This is a genomic window from Aliidiomarina taiwanensis, assembly GCF_003987015.1.
Classification (GTDB): Bacteria; Pseudomonadota; Gammaproteobacteria; order Enterobacterales; family Alteromonadaceae; genus Aliidiomarina; species Aliidiomarina taiwanensis.
Window position 1 is genome coordinate 794063 of the sequence record NZ_PIPQ01000001.1, and the last position, 20185, is coordinate 814247.

Here is a 20185-nt window from a genome sequence, read left to right on the forward strand (position 1 = left end):
TTAGGCCACTAGCATATGGCCAATGAGCCCAAGTAAAAAGCCGGCGACAGCACCAAGCGCCGGCATCCAGCGGTTTTTTAGCTTGGCTTCTGGCGCAATGTCGTCGAACACCAAATAAAGAATACCGCCACTAGCAAACAGCATCAGCGCAGCTAATGCTTGCGGTGCTTGAGCTAACCAGAAGTAACCTGCCATACCCGCTATGGGCCCTAAGAGCGCCATACCAGTAAAGGCCGCCAAAATAGTGTTTCCTGGCAGTTTAGTGTTGGAGGCTAGCTCTTCATAGGAGTTAAACCCTTCCGGTGCGTTTTGCAGTGCAATTAAAATGGCTAAAAGCACCCCAGTGCTTTGCCCCGTTGCAAAGGCAGCACCCAGTGCAATAGCCTCTGGAATAAAGTCTGACAGCATCGCCACCATTTGACCCGCAGAGCTTTTTTTCTTAGCTAAGAAAATATCCAGCCAACAAAAAAACAAACCTCCGGCAGCAAATGCAAGAATTGCTGGGAACACATGCAGGGCATGGGCCCCTTCAGGCACCAATACTAGGGCAATAGCCGACAGCAGCGCCCCACCCCCAAAAGCCACCACAAAGTGCCGCCATTCATCACCCAACCACGCAGGCTGCTGCAAGTCGAGTTTAGCCAGTAAGGCCCCTATGGGCATAGCCGCCCCCGCACCCAAGCTCAGCAGAATAACAACACTTAATTCACTCATTTAACCGCTCCCTCGCTTAAATTCACTTAATAAAATAGCCGTGGCTGTGGCCACATTCAAACTTTCCGTTGCTTGCAAAGCGCCAAAGCGAGGAATACTAATGCGTGAAGTGACCAACGCTTCCACTTCCGGGCGAATGCCATTGGCCTCATTCCCCATCACCAGTACACCTTCAGCAGGTAAATTAGCTTGGTACACGGAGCCACCATCCATAAAGGTGCCAAAAATAGGGAGTTTGGTGTCGGTTAAATAACCGGGTAAGTCCGTATACACCACGTTTACCCGCGCCAACGAGCCCATGGTGGCCTGCACCACCTTGGGGTTATAACAGTCCACCGTGTCTTGAGAACACATTAGCTGAGTAATACCAAACCAGTCACACAGCCTTATAATGGTGCCTAAGTTTCCTGGGTCACGAACCCCGTCTAAAGCCACGGTTAGCCCGCTCGCAGGCAGTGGCTTGTTATCGGCGCAGGCAAACACAGCCAAACAAGCATTGGCCGTAGTTAAGTAACTGACCGCACTTAGCTCCGCCTCTGTTACTGGTATACATGGCTGCCCTGGAAATAAGCTCGTGTCCACAGTAAATAAGTGCTGTAGGGCATAGCCTGCTGCCAGAAACTCGCCCACCACTTTAGGCCCTTCAGCAACAAATAAGCCGTGTTGATCACGCTGCTTTTTTTGCTTCAACGCACGAATTAGTTTTTTATGGTTATTGGTTAGCACAATACGCTCACACCTTGTGTTCCAGCGAAAAAATACATACCGCGCATTGTGCTATAGCCCCTGCAGGGTTGCAATCATGTCAGGTCTGTCTGCTTAGCACTTCCACTTGACTACACCCTTTGTTATATTGTTGTTATCTAGCATAATAAAGGAACCAGGCATGAAAAAATCATACATTACAGCAGCTGTCGCTGTTGTTGTTATTGGCTTAGCAGGCGTACAACAGGTGCGTTTTCAACATCAAGTTGAGCAACAGGTAGAACAGCTTGTACGCAACATGAACACTTACGACTACACCAAAGAGTTCATTCATGCCAGCCTGCTCCACCAAGAAAGTGGTTTGTTTGCATCCTCAGGTACCATGGTTGTCACTACGAAAGAAGACAAGCAGCCCAGCCAGTTCGAAATTGCCTACACAGTTCACCACGGCCCAACTGCACTCTTAACGGGTGCTCGCTACGAAGTAGACATTACCAACACCCTGTTAGAAGGTGACAATGAAGAAACCTTAACCAGCGTGTTTTTCCAGGACAAACCCATTACCGTGCGCGGCAGCATGCGTAGTGACAGCACCAAAGGTGTCTTCACAATACCAGAAGTAAACTTCACCATGGACAACAACACCTTTGTTTCCGCGCCTGTTGTTACCAACTTCGAAGCCAGCCGATTCAACGCGTATGGAAACCCCGACCAATACACCCTCAACGGCCACTTGCCTTCGTTTTTAGCCACGAACGACTTTACAACAGCAGACATCACCAACGTCCGTTTTTCAGCTTATAACGACTTCACTAAAAAAGGCGGGCGCGGTGGTGCAGAAACCAGCCTAGAGGCATTACAAATAGTGCAAGACAACGAACAAGTTCTGCGCATTGAAGACATGACCTTCGACACAGAGCTCAAAATTAAGCGTGAGCTTGTGAATACGTTTCACCTTGCTTTTGAAACGTTAGAAGTACTCGATTACTCCTTCACTAACGGACAGTTTGATCAAACTCTCAAAGGCATTGACGGTCCAGCCATGCTTGACATAGTTGACGTTGCAGAACAGGCCCAGTACGAACAGTGGGAAGAATCAGAAATGATTGAAGGCTTTCTAAACGTTCTAAAAGCCCATGCCGACACCTTAATTGCACAAAACCCAACCTATAAAGTAGACCGCTTACACGCCCACTTAAACGGCGAATTGTTTGTACAGGCAGAAGGCGCTTTGACGCTGAATGCCAGCAAGCTACCAGACAATTTTATGCGTAACATTCTTGAAAGCAAATCTGATATTAGCAGCGCCCTACAAGCCGCCAATGCAGTTGAAGTGAACGTACAAGCTGAGTTTGGTGAAGAGCTGGCAGCGACTATTGCCCATTTTAACCCTGAGCTTGCCGCTATGCTGGCCAACTTTGGTGAAAAGCTAACTTTCGAATTAAAAGACGGGCAACCTGTCTTAAACGGCGAAAGTCTATAGTGTGAACAACACAGCCTGTGCTTTACACGCAGGCTGTATTTATTTTCTGAGTTACCATTTTTTGTAAGGTAAGAATTTTCCTGACATCAGAATATTCACACGGTCCCCGTTCGGGTTTTCTTCCTTTTCCACGCTCATCGTAAAGTCAATGGCACTCATAATACCGTCGCCAAATTTTTCATGAATCACCGCTTTTAGCGGCATACCATATACCTGCATAATCTCATAAAAACGGTAGACTAATGGGTCTGTCGGTACTACAGGCCCCAACCCTTTTAACGACGACTCTGTTAGCTTTTCGAGTGCTGCGGCAGGTAAGTCGAGTGCATCTGCAAGTTTGCCTACTTCTTCAACCGAAGCGCTGGCCTGACGGTAAAACAAAGCCGCTACCCACACTTCGTCATACCCGAGCAGCTCTCCCAATTGACCAAAACTAAAACCTTTGGCTTTTTTTGCCGCTAACAACTTGTCTGTTAAGTCCATGATAACCCTCTATCACTAGTAAAAGATGCAAACATTGTGATAGAGGCGCAAAGCCCATGCAATGAACTACCTACTTTGCACCATGGCTACTCATCTAGTTGTACATGCGGGCTTCATTGGCCATTTAACTCAGCATCTGTAAGTAGTCTTTCAGCACCTGTGCACTATTGTGCTGTTTGTCTTTGGAGCCATAGAGCAGCACTAAGTTTCGCCCTTCTGCTTCCGCTAACAGCGACTTCACTTGGCTCTTGTTGTCACTTAGCTCACTCAAGTATTTATTCCTAAACTCTCCCCACTTTGCCGCATCATGGGAAAACCACTTACGCAGTTCGTTACTCGGAGCAATGTCTTTCCAATGAGCGTCTAGGCTCGCTTCCTCTTTCGAAATACCCCGCGGCCATAAACGCTCAACAAGCACACGGTAGCCCTGTGGTGCCCCGTCTTCATAAATACGATGCAGGTGGATATTCATAAGACACCTCTAGATATTTCAAAACGCTCGCAAGGCTATTTTTTAGAATGATACTCGTTTTCCAAAAGCTCGTGCTTTAAAGGCTAACACGACAAATACGCCGCCAAAAATAATGGCATAGGTGGCAATAACCCACAGCAAAGCAATGGCTCCCATCATGGGCTGCGCCATTAAAAACACACCCAATGCCACGGATAATATTCCACCTAGCACCAACAGCCATTCTCCCTGTATTTCTTTGCGCAAGCGAAGCGCTAATACAACTTGTAAAATACCTGTTCCTATAGCCCAAATTGCAATATAGAACATGAGTGCAATCGCAGTCAGCGCAGGGTTTATTAAAGTGAGCACACCGACAAGAACGCCCAGTAGCGCCCAAACCAATAGCGCCCACCAATGTTCTCTTTCCTTCCGACCGGAGATAGCCGCTACCACACCTATTACTCCATCGGCTAATACATACACGCCAAATACTATCAACAGTATGGCAACGGAGGCCTCTGGCATGGTCCAAGCAACCACACCGAACAAAATTGCAAACACGCCACGCAGCAGAAGAACCCACCATGTACGTGACAGTATTTGAGCTAACTGTAATGTTTCATTTTGCATTGCACTTTTCCCTATAAGTCTATGGAAGTACCTGTAACCTTAGCCTTAATTTATTGAATACGCTATGATTCAGCGCACCATAGCAAAGCATTCTAAAGGGGCTGCCGGGTATGATAGAAATGAAGTTTTCAAGCACAGACAAAGAAGCGCTCGTTTATAAAGTAACCGAGTACTTTGAAAACGAACTCGGTCAGAACATAGGTAATTTCGAAGCTGAATTTCTTATCGACTTTTTCATCGAGCTGATTGGCCCAGCACTATTTAATAAAGGATTAAACAGTGCCTACCGCTTATTAACAGAGCGTATGGATGAATTTTACTATACGGTGCAAGAACAAGAGAAACCGTCTCCGTATGAGCTTTAAAAGCCTACAACGCTTGCTATTAACGATTGCTTATCAAAGCCACTTTTAAACCAAAGCCAATCAGTAAACTGCCAATCACTTTCTCGATGCGATGTTTATAGCGATTAAATGCTGAGACAAAGTGAGGATGGCTAAAAAATACAGACACCAAACTAAACCACAGCAAGTGCGCAAGGCAAATAATCAGCCCATACACTGCCTGCACGCCAAGCGGGGTTGTAGGACTGACCACTTGGGTGAAAATACTTAAGAAAAAAAGCGATGTTTTAGGGTTAAGTACATTGGTGACAAAGCCTAAACGAAAGGCAGCCATGCGCGTCAAGCTGTTTTGCTCCTTCTTACCTTCTAGGTTTAACTTGTCCTTTGAAGTGAAAGTTTTATAGCCAATATATATTAAATAGGCTGCCCCCAAGTACTTGATGACAGAGAAGAGTACAATCGAATTAGAAATAACAAGCGCCAGCCCCGCAATGGAGTAGGCTACGTGCACCCAAATAGCGGCGGCAATGCCAAACGAAGAATACACACCAAACTTGCGACCAAAAAACAAACTATTGCGCGTAATCATGACAAAGTCTGCGCCGGGGCTTATGGCCATAAACGTGGCTATCACGGTGACAGAAAGAAGTTCAGGTAAATAGTTCAGTATATCCATCTAGGGTCTCATCTGCATTCGTTGTATAGTGTCTTTATTCACGATGAAGTCACTAAATTAGAACACGTCCTGGCTTTTTATTCGAGCAACGCCCTAAACAAACCTAACAGGCTAAGAGCCCCTTATCCAGTTGAAGTTACTGTTTTACCAAGTTCTGCAAAGCTTAAACCTTTGGCTTTTTCGCGGCCAGTAATTTATCAATCAGACTTATTTTAAACCTTTGAACACTTTGTTTATATAAAGCAATCTTGCACGACCCAGTGCCGTGCAAGATTGCTTTACCTCACTCACTCTTACCTGCCGAGCATTCGAGTGCGTTATACTCTTTTCTATTTAAAACCTTAGGTCGATAAAAATGTGTTGGCCCCTCGTCAGTTTTCAACCACTGAATCATAGCCGACAATACTTCAACCTGGTTCGGGTAATCATCGTACCGCAACGCACTCCAATAGCCTTGATCTCGAACAAAGCTATCGAAAAGCGTCATTTGAACATCATACCCAGCCCATTGTTTATCTCTATTAGATAAGTCTGAGCATACTTTAATCGTTACGCCTTGCAACGCGCCTGCTTGAGGGCAAGTAATAGTACAAACTCGAGCATCCAAGTCCATATGTAGGCTGCCATGTTCAAAGGTCAACTTCATCGATCGAGTTTTAGTCGGCATATACTTACCCACACAAACCTGAATGGCACAATCGGCCCCCACTTTTGAGCGTAAAGACACATAAGTCGCACCAAAGTCGTTTAGCTTTCTTACTTTGCTATTTAGTTCATTCGGCAAGTTGTCGAGCAAGTACCAGTCGGCCTCAAGCTCACTTAAGTGCAAAGGTTGCTCCAACACATGGTTTAGCAGTGTGACCGGATGTATTAACGTTTCAAAAAACAGCCCGCCAGTTTCTTTCAGCAAACTCCATTCACGGCTGTCTTTACCTTCTAAAAAAACAATATCGGCACTTTTTAACTTACCTAGTTGTATGCGTAAATAAGCTAACGCATCAGCATCAACCGTACGCTGCTCAGAAGCGTTTGTTACTGTTATGTCTAAAAACCGTTGATACTGTGGGTTTAAACTAAAAAAATAATTCAGCGGCAAGGCTTTCTCTAGCCAATAATAGCTAAACAAAAAGCCATTTTGCATAAGTGAATTGCCGTTTTTTTGAAACATAGCCAGTTCTGAAGCGGTAGCCGCCAACGGCTTTTCAATACCAAACACAATTCCTTCTTTCGCCAAAGCCGCCACGTAGCCAAGGTGGCTAGCCGTCGGCGTGGCCACAACGGCATACGAGGAGCGTTTTTTTATAAACTTAATCACTTCCTGTATTTTTTCAGCTGCGTTCAAGTTCGGTTTCACCTCTTCAAAGGTTACGCCGTCTTTTTTCAACTGCTGCAGAAAGTCACCTTCTATGCCATCACTAACAATGGCAATTTGACTCGGCAAATAGAGTTTATTCGCCAATAACGCAGGCAGCATGCGATATCTAACAACGTCGCCTGCACCTACAATGGTTATATTAGGTCGCCTACCAACGGGAATAGCCGGTATTAAGTTAATAATATTGGCAATAATTAGCGCCGTATAAATATAACCAAAGGTGCCTATGGCAAGTTGCTGTATGCCCGTTGTTTTATATTCGATAAAGTTTAAATTCATCGCTATCGCCAACACTTCAGACACACTCACTCCTAAAATACTAGCCAAGAAAAATAACTGAGTGGCGAGCACAAAAGGCAAAGCAATAAAGTATTCAGCTTCATTAAAAATCGACAAGTGTTTTTCAATCAGTATCCGCAGCAGCATGTAGTAGAGAACCCACATCACCGACTCGAACAGTAACAACATAGAAACATAGCGCGCCCCAAGTTGAAGGTTCTGCAGAAACACTTCAGACATATTAGGTAGCACTAGCGTTATCGAAGGTAGGGAGTAAAAAGCCAGAGACAAGAACAGAATCACCAGCAAGTATATTTCAGAATGCATGGCGTGAAAGTCGACCCGTTCTTTTTCATCATTACGAGCCGCTTGGGTTTTGCGAAAAATTAGTTTAATCCACTGTAATGGTGAAAATATTCGAAGTACGAATACTAGCCAGTAAGTAACCGTGGCAAATATACTTCTATGCTTACCCCACGAGTAAGACTCGAAGTGTGGCTTGGTGCTAACTTTCGAAAATAGGCCCATCGAATGTTTACTTTTTGTTTTTTAATAATACCCAAAGTGTATCAGCTTGATTCGTTCTCAGCATTACTGAATATAGGTTAATGCCCAAACTAAGGATGTTGATAATTCAGCAATAATACAAATTGGTCATGCGCATTGTCTTGTTCAGCTTTTAACACTTAACGGCAAGTTCATTTAACGCTGCTAGTGCAGCACTTGCTTTACTGGCTTGAACAAACACATGGTCGTGATAGTAAGCAGCTATCACATTGGCACTAATGCCTTTTGAAGCGAGTTTCGTTGCTACGGCTGCTGTAAGCCCGACCGCTTCTAAACTAGAATGTACGGTTAACGTAATTTGGCTATACGTACTTTCAAATAGTAAACATGCTTTTTCGGCCGCCGACTTTTCAAGCACCAAAGTAAGGCCTTCTGCTTCGTTAAAAGTAGCTACCGGGTTTAGCTCAACATATGCTTTCAAAGGCCCTGTAACTGTGCAAAACACAAACTCTGTGTCGTTCAATTCCGGGCGCATTAAGCGCAACAACTTGTCTAAATCTGTAATTCCTGACATAAATAATTCATTATATGGTTAGCGCCCCAGTATAAAACGCCTTTAGCGGGCATTGGTTGTTTGTAAACGCTCAACTAAAAAGTCGACGGCCGCTTTTACTTTCGGTACGAAGTAGCGCTGCTTTTGGTACAACAAATAAACGGCCATAGTTGAACTTTGTGTAATGGCTACCTCATGCTCGAACTTTAGCTCTTGCAACTGGCCCAACTCTAAGTATGAAGCTAATGCCCATCGTGTTGACATTAAAATGCCCTCTCCTTCGCAGGCTTTTTTTGCAAGCCATGCACCGTTATTGGAAATGGCCACTGCAGGCCCAGAAACATCATGCCACTGGCCGTTTTTATTGCATAACCATGGCGTTGGCCCCGTTGGGGTTTTAAAATAAAGCCCGGCATGTTGCTTTAATGCCATCGCATTTTCAGGCACGCCATGCGTTTCTAGGTAACGAGGAGAAGCAACAGGAATAAAGCTATTATCCATCAGTTTAATTGCTAACACCCGCTCATTGGGGGCGTAACCACCACGAATGGCAATATCTACATCATCGCGGCCAAGAGTCGAAAGCTCGTCACTTAAGCTCACGTCTAATACTATTTCAGGATATAACGCGCTAAATTCGTCTAACAACGGCAGCAGTACAATATCGCCAAAGCTCACCATAGAACTAATACGCAAACGCCCCATTGGCGTTGTTTGGTAGCTACGCACGGTTTCTTCGCTTTGCTCGATTTGGTTCAATATGTGCTGCACGTCATTATAATAAATTTGCCCCACCTCCGTTAGTTTCACAATTCGAGTAGAGCGTTTTAACAAGGTCGCACCTAAGCTTTTTTCTAAGTCCGCCACGCGCCGCGACAACGACGAAGGCGACACATTAAAGGCCTTGCCCGCTTGGGTAAAACTGCCCGCTTCAACCACTTTACTGAAATAGCGCATTGCCCGTAGTTGATCCAACTTGCTTCCCCTTCAATGAATACCAAGGCATTTTTGCTATATTGTTGCCTTTAAAGCAATAGTGATTCGCATTTTCACCTATATATAAGCAAATTAAAACAAGTAATAATGCACTCAATCGAACTATTACAAGCCACGTAGAATTATTCAGGAGCCCCCTATGACAAACACCAATATTCAACTTACCTCAACCATCAGCGCCGACAACAAACTAACCGTTGCCTTAAACAACGTTGCCATGCCACAGCCAGGGACCGAGGAAGTCGTTGTGCGCATAGAAGCCGCCCCCCTGAACCCTTCCGACTTAGCGATTATGTTTAGCGTTGCCGACATGAACACAGCAACACAGTCAGGTACGGCACAGCAACCGGTCATTACCGCCGATGTGCCCGCCAAATTCATGCCTGCGGTTAAAACCCGCGTAGGAAAAGCGATGTCCGTGGGCAACGAAGGTGCAGGTGTTGTCGTTGCAGCAGGCAGTTCACCCGGGGCACAAGCCTTATTAGGTAAAACCGTTGCCGTGATTGGCGGCGGTACCTACCAGCAATATGTTTGCGTACATGTCCAAAGCTGTCTTGAACTGAATGAAGGCACAACAGCGAAAGAAGGCGCCTCGTCTTTCGTTAACCCGCTTACGGCCCTCGCTATGGTTGAAACCATGCGCGCAGAAGGCCATAAAGCCATTATTCATGCGGCGGCTGCTTCCAGCTTAGGACAAATGCTGAACCGCATTTGCATCGCCGACGGTATTGACCTCGTCAACATAGTGCGCAAAGACGAGCAAGAAACGCTGCTGCGCAATATGGGCGCCAAGTATGTGGTGAACTCAAGCAAAGAGAGCTTCCGCAGCGACCTTATCGCAGCCATTGTTGAAACAGGCGCCACCATTGCCTTCGACCCAATCGGGGGCGGTACACTGACCAGCGACATCCTCAACTGCATGGAAGCGGCCATAACCCACGACTCAACCGAATACAACGTGTACGGTTCAGGCACACTTAAACAAGTGTATATATATGGCGCACTCGATCGTGGCCCTATAACCTTGCATCGCAATTTTGGTTTTGCCTGGAATGTCAGCGGTTTCTTACTCTTTAACGCCTTGGGCAAACTCAGCCAAGAAACCGTCATGGCCATGCGCAAGCGAGTTGCAGCAGAGATCACCACGACGTTTGCCAGTCACTACACCCACGAAGTATCGCTGGCAGGTGCCTTGCACATGGAATCGATTGCTGCCTATTCAAAGCAAGCCACTGGCGAAAAGTATTTAATTACACCGCAGGCATAAACAGCACTAAATGCTTCAATCTGCGCCCGGTCAACACAATGTGACCCGCAGTATAAGTGGAACAAGGACTTCTTAGGTGAAAAGCGACTTTACGCAAGGCTCAGTAGCGCGCAAGCTACTTAACTTCTCGTTGCCCATTTTATTTAGCAATCTATTGCAAGCCTCCTTGTTGCTTATTACTGGCTTGTGGGTTGGTAACTTGTTGGGCAGTGCGGCCTTTGCAGCGGTAACCGTGAGTACCAGCATTGTGGTGGTACTCCTCGCTTTTGTGATGGGCGTGAACAATGCAACACTCACCGTGTTTGCCCAACTCAAAGGCGCTGGCAATCAAGCTGAAACCAGCTCCTATTTAAGCGCCTTTACGTTTTTGCTCACCAGCCTTTCACTTGCAATAGGGCTTTTGGGCTACCTGCTTGCCGGCCCCATGCTCGCCTTCATCAATACGCCCGCTTCCATTATGGACCAAGCAAAAGAGTACCTGCAGGTCATGTTTATCGGTACCCTATTTCTGACTGGGTATAACTTCATTGGCAGCTTGCTACGCGCCTTTGGCGACAGTAGAACCCCCATGTATTTTGTTCTACTAGCCACCCTGCTCACAGCACTGTTAAACCCGCTGTTCATTGCTGGTTTGAACATGGGCGTGGCCGGTGCAGCTTGGGCTATGATTTTGTCTCAGGGGCTGGCTTTTCTTTACAGCCTCTTCTACCTTTCCGGCCGCTCAGGCGTAGGGCTGCCTGCGTTCAAAATACAACGTCCGAAAGCCATAGAAATACGCACTATCTTAGAGCTTGGCGTACCCTCTGGCATTCAAATGATTGTGATTTATGCGGGCATGACGGTCATTCTTTCCCTAGTCAATAGCTTTGGTGAGGACGTTGTGGCTGGCTTTGGTGCAGCGCAGCGTTTAGACAATATTATTTTATTGCCCGCCATCGCCCTCGGCGCAGCTGTTAACGCCATGGCCGCCCAAAATATTGGTGCCAACCAGTGGGCTCGCATTACCGACATAGCAAAAATAGGCATTGGCTATAACGTCGCCGTTATGGGTGCCTTTGCAGCCACTCTATTTATTTGCGCCGAGCCTTTAGTCAAGCTCTTTATCAGCGACCAGGGCAGCGTCGACTTTGGCGTGTCCTACCTACGCACCATCGCCTTGTTCTACCCTTTTATCGGCTTAAACTTTATCTTAAACGGCATTGTTCGCGGCGCCGGCGCCATGTTCCAAATTCTCGCCTTGAATATTATCTCGTTGTGGTTGCTGCGCGTGCCCCTCGCCTACTGGATAACGTCTCTATACCACGAACGAGGCATCGCCCTTGGCATCGGCATCAGTTTTCTGATCAGTAGCCTATTTTCCATCGCCTATTACCGCTGGGGTGGTTGGCGGAGCAAGCGGTTGTTTACAAGGCAACGCCAGTAACAAGTCATTCACACAGCTGCAATCCGTACAAATTAACGCCAAACAGTTCACTTCTAACAAAAAACGCTTGCAACCCCCGTCTGAAATGCCTAGTATAGCCACCGCTTACCTAAGCAGTGCGTCCTTAGCTCAGTTGGTTAGAGCACCACCTTGACATGGTGGGGGTCGGTAGTTCGAATCTACTAGGACGCACCATTTCTTTTCTATTTCCTTAAAACGTACCTATACGCTCTTCGCCCTTGCTGTTCAGCATTTTGCAGTAGCGATTTCGTTTTCACCTACATCTTTTTTGAGCACCAACACAACCAAGTATATCACTCCGAAAAGTGGAATGAGCGACAAGACACCACCTAGCAGACCTGTCAGAACAGGCGTTTGAGACTTGCGGCGACCTATGTAATAGCAAACTACGCCCATAACAAGGGCAAATACAAAAATCACTTGCCCAGCTACCGTCATATTAATATCCAAAATAACGCTCCTAGTATTTATAACGCCAACCATATGGGTGGCGCACCCACAGTGGTGAGCTTTATTCGCTCTTATGTATGTTTTTTTGCTTCAACTTTTTCGGCATAAAAGCGTAAATCACTGACGTAATTAAAAACACATAAATGCCATGAAATAAGAAGCCCACACCCTCGAGTGCGTCTGGCTTGCACTCATTATTTAAAACAGCGCAATAAAATAATGAGAACTGGCAGCCCAACAGCTAAAATTGTTGTCATCACCTTGTCCTTGTTTAGGTAAGTAATTTTTATAACAAAATCATCCTTAATGAAGGACGATTTGCGCATTTATGTTAACAGCATGTATCATGCGATACTATTGGGGCTATGAGCAAAAGGCAAATAGATAGTAGCTAGCTGCATGAATAAGCGCCACTGCCATGAAGCATGATGACGAAAGCTAACTCCGCTATTTTGGCTGACGGAAATGGAGGCCGGAGCTTACGGCAGTCCAAAACATTGCCTTTTTATAAACTTTTCTCGTTTTCTTTATTATGCCAAACTCTCAAAACATAAACGGTGCCCTCGGTAATTAAATACCGCACGGTGTAATCACCAACATATAAATCTCGGATTTTATCTGGATCAGGAGCTTTAATTACAGGCAAGCCAATGTGCGGAAATTGCTTTAGCTTGAAGCCTCCCTCTTGAAGATCAATAGCGATTCTTCGAGCGGCGTAAGGATTTTTAACTTCGACAAACTCAACAACTCGCTCAAGGTCTTCGAGCGATTTTGCGGAATACTTAACCTCTATCATTTCGGTGGCTCTTTGCGTTCACCAGTGCCCCAGCTGTTTAACCAAGCATTCACATCCGCTTCAGCAACCGATTTGCCTGACTTAATAGACTCTAGAGCCTCCAATGTGTCGGACCACCTAGAGTCCTCTAGCGACTGCCTAGCCAAAAACTCCTTAATAGCTTGATTTATAATGTAGTTTTTACTTCTATCTAGCTTTCTGGCTAAAGACTCAAGTGGTTTATCAATGTCTTCTGCTAGTCGGATACTTGTTATACTCATCTAGACACACCTCCGTATTCATTTGTATTACATCTTAGTACACACTGAGACTCAGGGCTAGAGTAGTTCATCACATTGTATTCCTAGCCATGAATGATGTATCAACTGTACAAACCACCTGCAGAGCAAATCGCCATCGGCTAACTCTCCCCTGTTGAACAAACTTACATTTCCTTTACTAGCAGTTTTTTGAACTCTTTCAGACTTTTGGTTGCCGTATAAGAAGGCCAGGTAATTTTTACCTTTATAGAAGGAATATATAATGTTCTCGTGTGCAAACTCTGTGTCTAATCCATTACCAACTAAATTCCGCACTGCCACTGCTGCCCTGCTTCTGGCTGGTACGCTTGGCTTTGCCACTGCGCCTGCTATGGCGGCGGTTCCTGCGGGGCCGCATATTACAATCACTGGCTCGGGTGAAGTACAAGCCAAGCCCGACGCAGCGGTGCTTTCCTTGCAGTTGCGGGCGGAAGAGCCCACCAGTTTGGCGGCGAAGCAGAGTGTCGACGCCCGGGTAAATGACTTATTGGCAGGGTTGGAACGCTTTGGCGTTGACACGGCTGATGTGTCGGCGTCGTCCTTGTTTACCAGCCAGCATGTGCAGCACACGCGCGACGGTGAGAACCAGCTGGTGGGGTATCGGGCGCGGCGCACCCTAACCATTACGCTTAAAGACATCACCAAGTTAAACGACTTTATGGATTTTGCCTTAGGCGTTGAAGTGAATGAAATTAATAATATTCAACTCACTGCTTCTAATGCAGCTGAATTAGAAGCTCAAGCCTTGGCCCAAGCGGTTGAAAATGCCAAGCAGCAAGGGCGCCACTTGGCGGAGTCTTTCGATGCAGAGCTTGGCAGTGTGTATAGCATTAACACAGGCCATACGGCTTCGCGCTTTGCCTATGGGCAACACGAAATGCGGGCGGTACGAGCCGACGCCGCAACGCCTGGTCAATACTTGGAAGAAACCATTACCTTTAACGCCACCATTAACGTGGTATTTAACCTTATAACCGACTAAGCACCTAGCTGCTGCAGCACCTGCTCCACCCACTGATGTAGTTGCTGCGGCGACATCACTCCGGCTTGGCGAGCTATTTCTTGGTCGCGATGAAACACGGCCACAGTAGGAATACTGCGTACGGCGTATCGCTGGCCCAGCACATTCTCGTTTTGGGTGTTTATTTTGGCAAAGCGTGCACGCTCGGCGAACTGTGGGGCAACCTGCTCGAAAAACGGCCCAAATTGCTGGCAAGGTCCACACCAGGGCGCCCAAAAGTCCACAACCACAGGCATGTCGCTGCTCATATGGGCTTTGTGGTTAGCAATGGTCAGCTCCACCGGACTACCCGTGATCAAAGCTTCTTTGCACTGACCGCACTTGGGCTGCTGGCTTATTCGGTCCGCAGCTACGCGGTTTTTCTTATGGCAATGGGGGCAAGCTAAAATCATCTTCTCTTGCGTGTCGGTCGACATGTAGAAACTCCAATCAATGTATTAGTAACTTCTAATATGGGGTTCGAACGCTCCTATTCAAGCCTGTTGCTCTGTTAATCGGCGCACTATTTGGCAGTCGGACACCTGTTGGTTACGGCAGCATTGGGTGCATAGAAAAGAGAAACAGCCTAACGCTTAGTCACTCAAATGCAACACACTCATATAAGCTGGTATATCCACCTGAAATGACGTGTGTTGCAATAAATAGTCACGCTGTGCTTCCAGCGCGTCGGGCTCGCCATGCACTAACTGAATATGCGTGTTCGGCGCAAGCTGCGAGCTGTTCAGCCATTGGTGTATCTCTTGGTAGTCTGCATGGCCCGAAAGGCCATGGAGAGTGCGCACCTGCGCTTTTAATTGCAGCCACTGGCCATGCACTTTAATGGCCTCTATTCCCTGCTGCATTTTAGCGCCACGGGTACCGCCTGCTTGGTGACCGGTAAAGAGGACTGTGGTGCGGTGGTCGCTTAGCCAATGCTTGAAGTGGTGCAGTATACGTCCGCCCGTGGCCATACCGCTTCCGGCAATAATAATGTGCGGCCCAACTTGATTGGCAATGGCTTTGGAGTCGTCCACACTGTGAGTATATTCAATCAGCTGCTGAGAACGTCCACATTCTGCTGCCGAGAGCTTATGCTCCGTGTGAAACTCACGATAAATATCCGACACGTTAATCGCCATAGGGCTATCTAAAAACATAGGTACACGAGGTATGCGTTTGCTGTCCATGAGTTTCACCAGCATATGCTGCAACACTTGTGCACGGCCTACGGAGAAGCTTGGAATAAGTAACACGCCCCCTTTTTTCATCGTGTCATTCACTACTTCTTCAAGCTGTTCAAACGGGTCTTCTTGGCTGTGCAATCTATCCCCATACGTTGACTCTAATAACAGGGTGTCCACCTGTGGTAACGGCGCTGGGTCATGCATAAGAATGTCATTAAAGCGCCCCACATCACCTGAAAAGCCAACTCGGTGATGACCGTCGTCAATAATAATACTGGCTGCGCCTAATATATGCCCCACTGGATGAAACTCAACGGTTACATTGCCTACTTTAAAGCGCTTATTAAATGCTACTGGCTTCAACAAGGTTAAGGCTTCTGTGGCTATTCGGGTGTCGTACAAGGCTTCCGGCTGCTCATGCCTGCTCAGTTTATGCTTAGCGTAAAACTTGGCGTCTTCCTCTTGAATTTTTCCCGAGTCGGGCCAAAGCACTGAACATAATGCAGCTGTCGCTGCATGGGTATAAACAGGCCCTCGAAAGCCGTTGCGGTAAAGGACTGGGATAAAGCCAGAATGATCAAGGTGGGCGTGGGTGAGTAATACAGCATCCACGTCTTGAATACCTAAAGGTAGAGGCGCCCAATTTCGACGGCGTAACCACTTATAGCCTTGAAATAAACCACAGTCGACCAAAATTCGGGTGGACTCTGTTTCTATTAGATACTTCGAGCCCGTTACCGTTTCTGCACCACCTAAGAAGACAATTTTCACGTGTCGTACTCCTTCAACAATGCGTGCTCTGGCTGACACTCTGTTTTAGCAAAACAAGTGGACAAGCCTTACTGCCCGCAGCTAAAGAGCTAAGACGCTGTGGAGGCAGCCGAGGCTGTTAGCCACTTCTTCTCGAACTCCTGCTTCGAAACGGGGCGCCCAAGGAAGAAGCCTTGCAAGAAGTCACAGCCAAGCTCTTTAAGCAACATGGCTTGCCCTTTCGTTTCAACACCTTCGGCAACGGTTTTCATACCTAGGCTATGGGCCATGGCAATAATGGCTTTCACTATCGACTTATTTTGCTCACTTTCATTTAAGTCGCGTACAAATGAGCGGTCAATTTTCACCCACTGTATGGACAGTTGCTGCAAGTATGCAAGGGATGAATACCCTGTGCCAAAGTCGTCCACTGCAATATCAAAGCCATACTTTTTCAGCATTTGCGTCACCACTAAAGCTTCTTCAGGCTTCCGCATCATCACGCCTTCCGTGAGCTCCAAAGTATAACTTGTAGCGCCCACTTCTTGCGTTAGCTGACCCAGCTTTTCTACCACGTCGACACTTTCAAACTGTTGCGCCGACAAATTAATAGAAATTCTACCTGGGAACTCAATGCCTTGTTTTCGCCACTGGCTCAGCTGTTGCCCAACCTTTCGCAGTACTAAACGGTCAAGTTGCTGAATAAGACCACGCTCTTCTGCAATAGGAACAAACTCTGCTGGGCTGACAGGTCCTAACTCGTCGTCTGTCCAACGGGACAATGCTTCTGCGCCAAACACTTTGCCCGTTTTTACACAAAACTGAGGCTGCAAATGCACATCGAGACTGCCATTATTCAATGCGTGCGTTAGCTGGTTTAAAACACGATGCTTCCGATATAAACGTTCTGCCATGGAAGCGTCATAAATACACTGACCAAGGCTTTCCGTCTTCGCTTCATCAAGAGCAATACAAGCGTGCTGAAAAAGCTCGTCGGCCGTGTCGCTGTCGTGGGGCAGCAGCGACGCACCAATATTCACTTCAACTTCTAACTGGGTTTGCATAATGGTGAAAGGCTCACTAAACACCCGATTCACCTGCTCCACTAATTGGCGCATTTTTGGCAAGGAAGCGTCCGTATCAATCACTGCGTATTCGTCGCTTGCTTGGCGCGCCACAAACAAGTCTGCCCCCAATTGGCTTTTTAAACGCCCTGCTACAGCCACCAATAGCTTGTCACCCATGATATGGCCATAGGTATAGTTCACTTCTTTAAAGCGTTTCAAGTCGATAATAATCAGACCAATAGCGCCTTGGGTATGTGGGCTTTGCTCTACTACGTGGGCTAAATGTTCGTGAAGTTTACTGCGGTTCGGCAAGCGGGTTAGCTTGTCTTGGAAGGCAAGCTCAAGAATACGAGCTTCATTGCGTTTGCGTTCAAACTCCGCACTTATTTGAGCCACTGCAATGCGCAGCACTTCACGACCTATTTCAGCATGGCTCATAGGACTATTCTGTAAAATACAGAGCACCCCTATGGGCTTGCCGTCTGGAGAGAGAATAGCCATTCCCATGTAGCTTTCCGCTTCAAGCTCTTTGAGCACTCGGTCGTCTGGAAAGAGCTGGCAAATACCATGATTAATGAAAAGAGGGTCACCTGGCTGCACTTGGCCACATGGTGTGCCTTGCAGCTGGTAAGAAAAGTTGTCAAGCCATTGGTTTTTGGAACGCACTTGCAGTGTACGCGCATGCAAGGTGTCGTAAGTAAATTCCGACAGCATGACATGGTCAACTTTCAAAATGCTTTCTAAGCGCTCTACAAGCAGCTGAAAAAAATTCCGCTGCCCACTATGCGCAAGGGTATCCGCAAGTTTTCTAAAGACTAACTCTGCGTTTATATCATCATACATAAGCGTTTTTCTTATTATTTTTGCTTCTTATTTGTGTATTTATATACAGCATGAATTTCGCCTCGCTGTGCTAGCCCGTCCTCGTTAGGCAAAATTCCTCGTGCTCAATGAAACGCAGTTTATTCAACCTTGAATCAGCGACACTCCTTTAATATAACGCTCTCATACTGTGTTGTCGTTACTTTTTACAACCTTTCACGCGTTATTCATAGCAAAGCGTCGCACCAGTGCATGCAACTCTCGCGCTGTCTGCTCAAGTTGTATACTAGCTTCAAAGGTTTCATTGGCGTTCAATTGGGCTCGGCCGGCGCCCTCAGCAATGTGCGTGACCTGCTCGCTCATATGCTCTGTGGCACCGCGCTGCTGTTCCACTGCACTCGACATTTGCAAAGTACCCGCTGCAATGGACTCAATGGCCGCACGAATATGTTTCAAGGCACTATCGGTTTCTTGCGCCATACCCACACCTCGCTGGGCGGCTTCTTCCCCTAAGGAGGAAACGCGCACCGCGTTGTCTGCACGCTCTCGCAATGTTTCAATAATGCCGTGAATGCGGCTCGTCGACTCCTGCGTACGAGCCGCCAAGGTGCGTACTTCGTCGGCAACCACGCTAAAGCCACGGCCGTGCTCGCCGGCCCTCGCAGCTTCAATTGCTGCGTTTAACGCCAATAAGTTGGTTTGATCGGCAATATTTGAAATTAAGTCGGCAGTTTCACCAATAGCATCGGTGGACTCGGCTAATTCATTCACAGTGCTCACAATGGTATGGACCAATTGGCTAAGTTCTTGGATGGTCACTAACGACTCGCCAGCCAAACGGCTGCTTTCGTCCACGCTGGTGCTTGCCTCTTGGCTTTGTTGGGCATTATTGTCAACGCTTACTGCCACCTCTTGAATAGCGGCACGCATTTGCTCAATAGCTGACACCGCTTCCTGGGTCGCGTGATTTTGCTCATCCACGAGGGCACTGTTTGAAGCGGCTTGATCTCGTGTATTTGCGACCACTTCATACAGGCCAGATGTCGCGTCTTCAATGCGCGCAAAGCCTGTTCGCGCCCGGGCTTCTTCGCTGCGCAGCACCATTTCAAGCTCGGCTCTGGCGCCTCGGTAGTCAGAATAAGTTTCAGCGATCACTCGGTTGGCGAACGCATTTGGACGAATAGCTCGAATAGCCCGGTACGAAGATTTTTGGCTGACCGTTTGTATCACCATTCCCAAGCCCGTGGCAGCCAGTACCAGCACCGACCAGAATGTGTAACTCGTTGCAGCCAAACCAATAGCAAGCGTAAGAGAAGGAACCCAAGTAGGTAATATATACTTGGCCCAACGCTTGGCTGACTCTAATTTAGACGTAGACGACTGCCCCTTATGGAGCCGTTGGTAAATAGCCGTCGCCCGTTTTTTCTGGTTCTCTGTAGCCCGAACCCGCACCGACTCATACCCCGTTACTTTGCCTTCATCAAATATGGGCGTGACATATGCACTGACCCAGTAAAAGTCGCCATTTTTGCGGCGATTTTTAACCAGTCCCATCCACGGCTGCCCTTGCTTAATGGTTGCCCACATGTCCGCAAAGGCCGCTTTAGGCATGTCCGGGTGACGAATAATATTGTGCGGGGCGCCTAATAATTCGTTTGCGTCATACCCACTTGCTTGGCGAAAACACTCATTAAAATAAGTGATCACACCGCGCGTGTTCGTAGTGGATATCAGCCTGTCGCCAGGTGCTATTTCATACTCAGTTTGAGTGACGTGTCGTTGACGTCGGTTCGCCAAAATACAACTCCTCGGTTAACAATACGCCCGCGGGCTTTCTAGACCTTCTAATGTACCACAAGCAGCTAAGCGAAATAAGGCTAAAACCAACCACTTTGACGTATATCAAA

General features: G+C 47.1%; 20 protein-coding genes, 1 tRNA gene and 1 pseudogene. 6 read left to right on the top strand and 16 right to left on the bottom strand.

Annotated elements, in window-relative coordinates; genetic code table 11:
* Positions 1-714, bottom strand: a complete 714-nt coding sequence (locus CWE15_RS03665) for a ZIP family metal transporter (protein WP_126756685.1) — start codon at positions 712-714, stop codon at positions 1-3.
* Positions 715-1440, bottom strand: coding sequence for an RNA methyltransferase (locus CWE15_RS03670; RefSeq protein ID WP_126756686.1), 726 nt, complete (start codon positions 1438-1440; stop codon positions 715-717).
* A 160-nt stretch (positions 1441-1600) separates the two neighbouring features.
* On the opposite strand from CWE15_RS03670, the gene CWE15_RS03675 reads away from it, so the two are divergent.
* Positions 1601-2902, top strand: a complete 1302-nt coding sequence (locus CWE15_RS03675) for a DUF945 family protein (RefSeq protein WP_126756687.1) — start codon at positions 1601-1603, stop codon at positions 2900-2902.
* A gap of 51 nt (positions 2903-2953) precedes the next feature.
* Here CWE15_RS03675 and cynS read toward each other — a convergent pair whose 3' ends face one another.
* The 3 genes from cynS to CWE15_RS03690 all read right to left on the bottom strand — a co-directional run bounded on the left by cynS (position 2954) and on the right by CWE15_RS03690 (position 4469).
* Positions 2954-3385, bottom strand: a complete 432-nt coding sequence (gene cynS / locus CWE15_RS03680) for a cyanase (RefSeq protein WP_126756688.1) — start codon at positions 3383-3385, stop codon at positions 2954-2956.
* A 124-nt stretch (positions 3386-3509) separates the two neighbouring features.
* On the bottom strand, positions 3510-3857 hold the full coding sequence (locus tag CWE15_RS03685) for a DUF488 domain-containing protein (protein ID WP_126756689.1): 348 nt from the start codon (positions 3855-3857) through the stop codon (positions 3510-3512).
* A 42-nt stretch (positions 3858-3899) separates the two neighbouring features.
* Positions 3900-4469, bottom strand: coding sequence for an HdeD family acid-resistance protein (locus tag CWE15_RS03690; RefSeq protein ID WP_126756690.1), 570 nt, complete (start codon positions 4467-4469; stop codon positions 3900-3902).
* 110 nt (positions 4470-4579) lie between these two features.
* Between CWE15_RS03690 and CWE15_RS03695 the strand changes: the two genes are divergently transcribed.
* Positions 4580-4834: a DUF2164 domain-containing protein gene (locus CWE15_RS03695; protein ID WP_126756691.1), complete on the top strand. Its 255-nt coding sequence runs from the start codon at positions 4580-4582 to the stop codon at positions 4832-4834.
* Between the two features lie 19 nt (positions 4835-4853).
* Here the strand turns inward: CWE15_RS03695 and CWE15_RS03700 are convergent, their stop codons facing one another.
* From CWE15_RS03700 to CWE15_RS03715, 4 genes are all read right to left on the bottom strand, one after another.
* Positions 4854-5489 (bottom strand): LysE family translocator, encoded by a 636-nt coding sequence (locus CWE15_RS03700; RefSeq protein WP_126756692.1) that lies wholly within the window; start codon positions 5487-5489, stop codon positions 4854-4856.
* 283 nt (positions 5490-5772) lie between these two features.
* Positions 5773-7383, bottom strand: coding sequence for a Gfo/Idh/MocA family oxidoreductase (locus CWE15_RS03705; protein WP_126756693.1), 1611 nt, complete (start codon positions 7381-7383; stop codon positions 5773-5775).
* 439 nt (positions 7384-7822) lie between these two features.
* Entirely contained in the window at positions 7823-8224 is a 402-nt protein-coding gene (locus tag CWE15_RS03710; protein WP_126756694.1) for an ACT domain-containing protein, read from the bottom strand.
* A gap of 42 nt (positions 8225-8266) precedes the next feature.
* Positions 8267-9178 carry a LysR family transcriptional regulator gene (locus CWE15_RS03715; protein ID WP_126756695.1) on the bottom strand — a complete coding sequence of 304 codons (912 nt, stop codon included), beginning with the start codon at positions 9176-9178 and terminating at the stop codon, positions 8267-8269.
* Between the two features lie 160 nt (positions 9179-9338).
* Here CWE15_RS03715 and CWE15_RS03720 point away from each other — a divergent pair, with 160 nt between their 5' ends.
* The 3 genes from CWE15_RS03720 (at position 9339) to CWE15_RS03730 (ending at position 12084) form a co-directional block, all read left to right on the top strand.
* On the top strand, positions 9339-10466 hold the full coding sequence (locus CWE15_RS03720) for a zinc-binding dehydrogenase (RefSeq protein WP_126756696.1): 1128 nt from the start codon (positions 9339-9341) through the stop codon (positions 10464-10466).
* A gap of 76 nt (positions 10467-10542) precedes the next feature.
* Complete coding sequence (locus tag CWE15_RS03725) at positions 10543-11889, top strand: MATE family efflux transporter (protein WP_126756697.1); 1347 nt, start codon at positions 10543-10545, stop codon at positions 11887-11889.
* A 118-nt stretch (positions 11890-12007) separates the two neighbouring features.
* Positions 12008-12084: transfer RNA gene (locus tag CWE15_RS03730), tRNA-Val, on the top strand.
* Positions 12085-12135: 51 nt separating this feature from the next.
* Here CWE15_RS03730 and CWE15_RS03735 read toward each other — a convergent pair.
* From CWE15_RS03735 to CWE15_RS03745, 3 genes are all read right to left on the bottom strand, one after another.
* Complete coding sequence (locus CWE15_RS03735) at positions 12136-12360, bottom strand: glycosyltransferase 87 family protein (RefSeq protein ID WP_126756698.1); 225 nt, start codon at positions 12358-12360, stop codon at positions 12136-12138.
* 505 nt (positions 12361-12865) lie between these two features.
* Positions 12866-13156, bottom strand: a complete 291-nt coding sequence (locus tag CWE15_RS03740) for a type II toxin-antitoxin system RelE/ParE family toxin (protein WP_126756699.1) — start codon at positions 13154-13156, stop codon at positions 12866-12868.
* The gene (locus CWE15_RS03745; protein WP_126756700.1) at positions 13153-13416 is read right to left on the bottom strand and encodes a ribbon-helix-helix protein, CopG family; all 264 of its coding nucleotides are present in this window, start codon (positions 13414-13416) and stop codon (positions 13153-13155) included. Before CWE15_RS03745 ends, CWE15_RS03740 begins: the two co-directional genes overlap by 4 nt.
* A 262-nt stretch (positions 13417-13678) precedes the next feature.
* Here CWE15_RS03745 and CWE15_RS03750 point away from each other — a divergent pair, with 262 nt between their 5' ends.
* A complete protein-coding gene (locus CWE15_RS03750; RefSeq protein WP_126756701.1) occupies positions 13679-14437 on the top strand; it encodes an SIMPL domain-containing protein in 759 nt (252 codons plus the stop codon).
* On the opposite strand, the gene trxC is transcribed toward CWE15_RS03750, so the two are convergent.
* The 4 genes and pseudogenes from trxC to CWE15_RS03770 all read right to left on the bottom strand — a co-directional run.
* Positions 14434-14892 (bottom strand): thioredoxin TrxC, encoded by a 459-nt coding sequence (gene trxC, locus CWE15_RS03755; RefSeq protein ID WP_126756702.1) that lies wholly within the window; start codon positions 14890-14892, stop codon positions 14434-14436. The two genes, CWE15_RS03750 and trxC, sit on opposite strands and share 4 nt — an antisense overlap.
* Positions 14893-15048: 156 nt before the next feature.
* The gene (locus CWE15_RS03760) at positions 15049-16410 is read right to left on the bottom strand and encodes an MBL fold metallo-hydrolase RNA specificity domain-containing protein (protein ID WP_126756703.1); all 1362 of its coding nucleotides are present in this window, start codon (positions 16408-16410) and stop codon (positions 15049-15051) included.
* Between the two features lie 89 nt (positions 16411-16499).
* On the bottom strand, positions 16500-18299 hold the full coding sequence (locus CWE15_RS03765; RefSeq protein WP_126756704.1) for a sensor domain-containing phosphodiesterase: 1800 nt from the start codon (positions 18297-18299) through the stop codon (positions 16500-16502).
* Positions 18300-18494: 195 nt separating this feature from the next.
* A pseudogene (locus tag CWE15_RS03770) lies at positions 18495-19997 on the bottom strand (methyl-accepting chemotaxis protein); the annotation flags it as partial.
* Between the last annotated feature and the right edge of the window lie 188 nt (positions 19998-20185).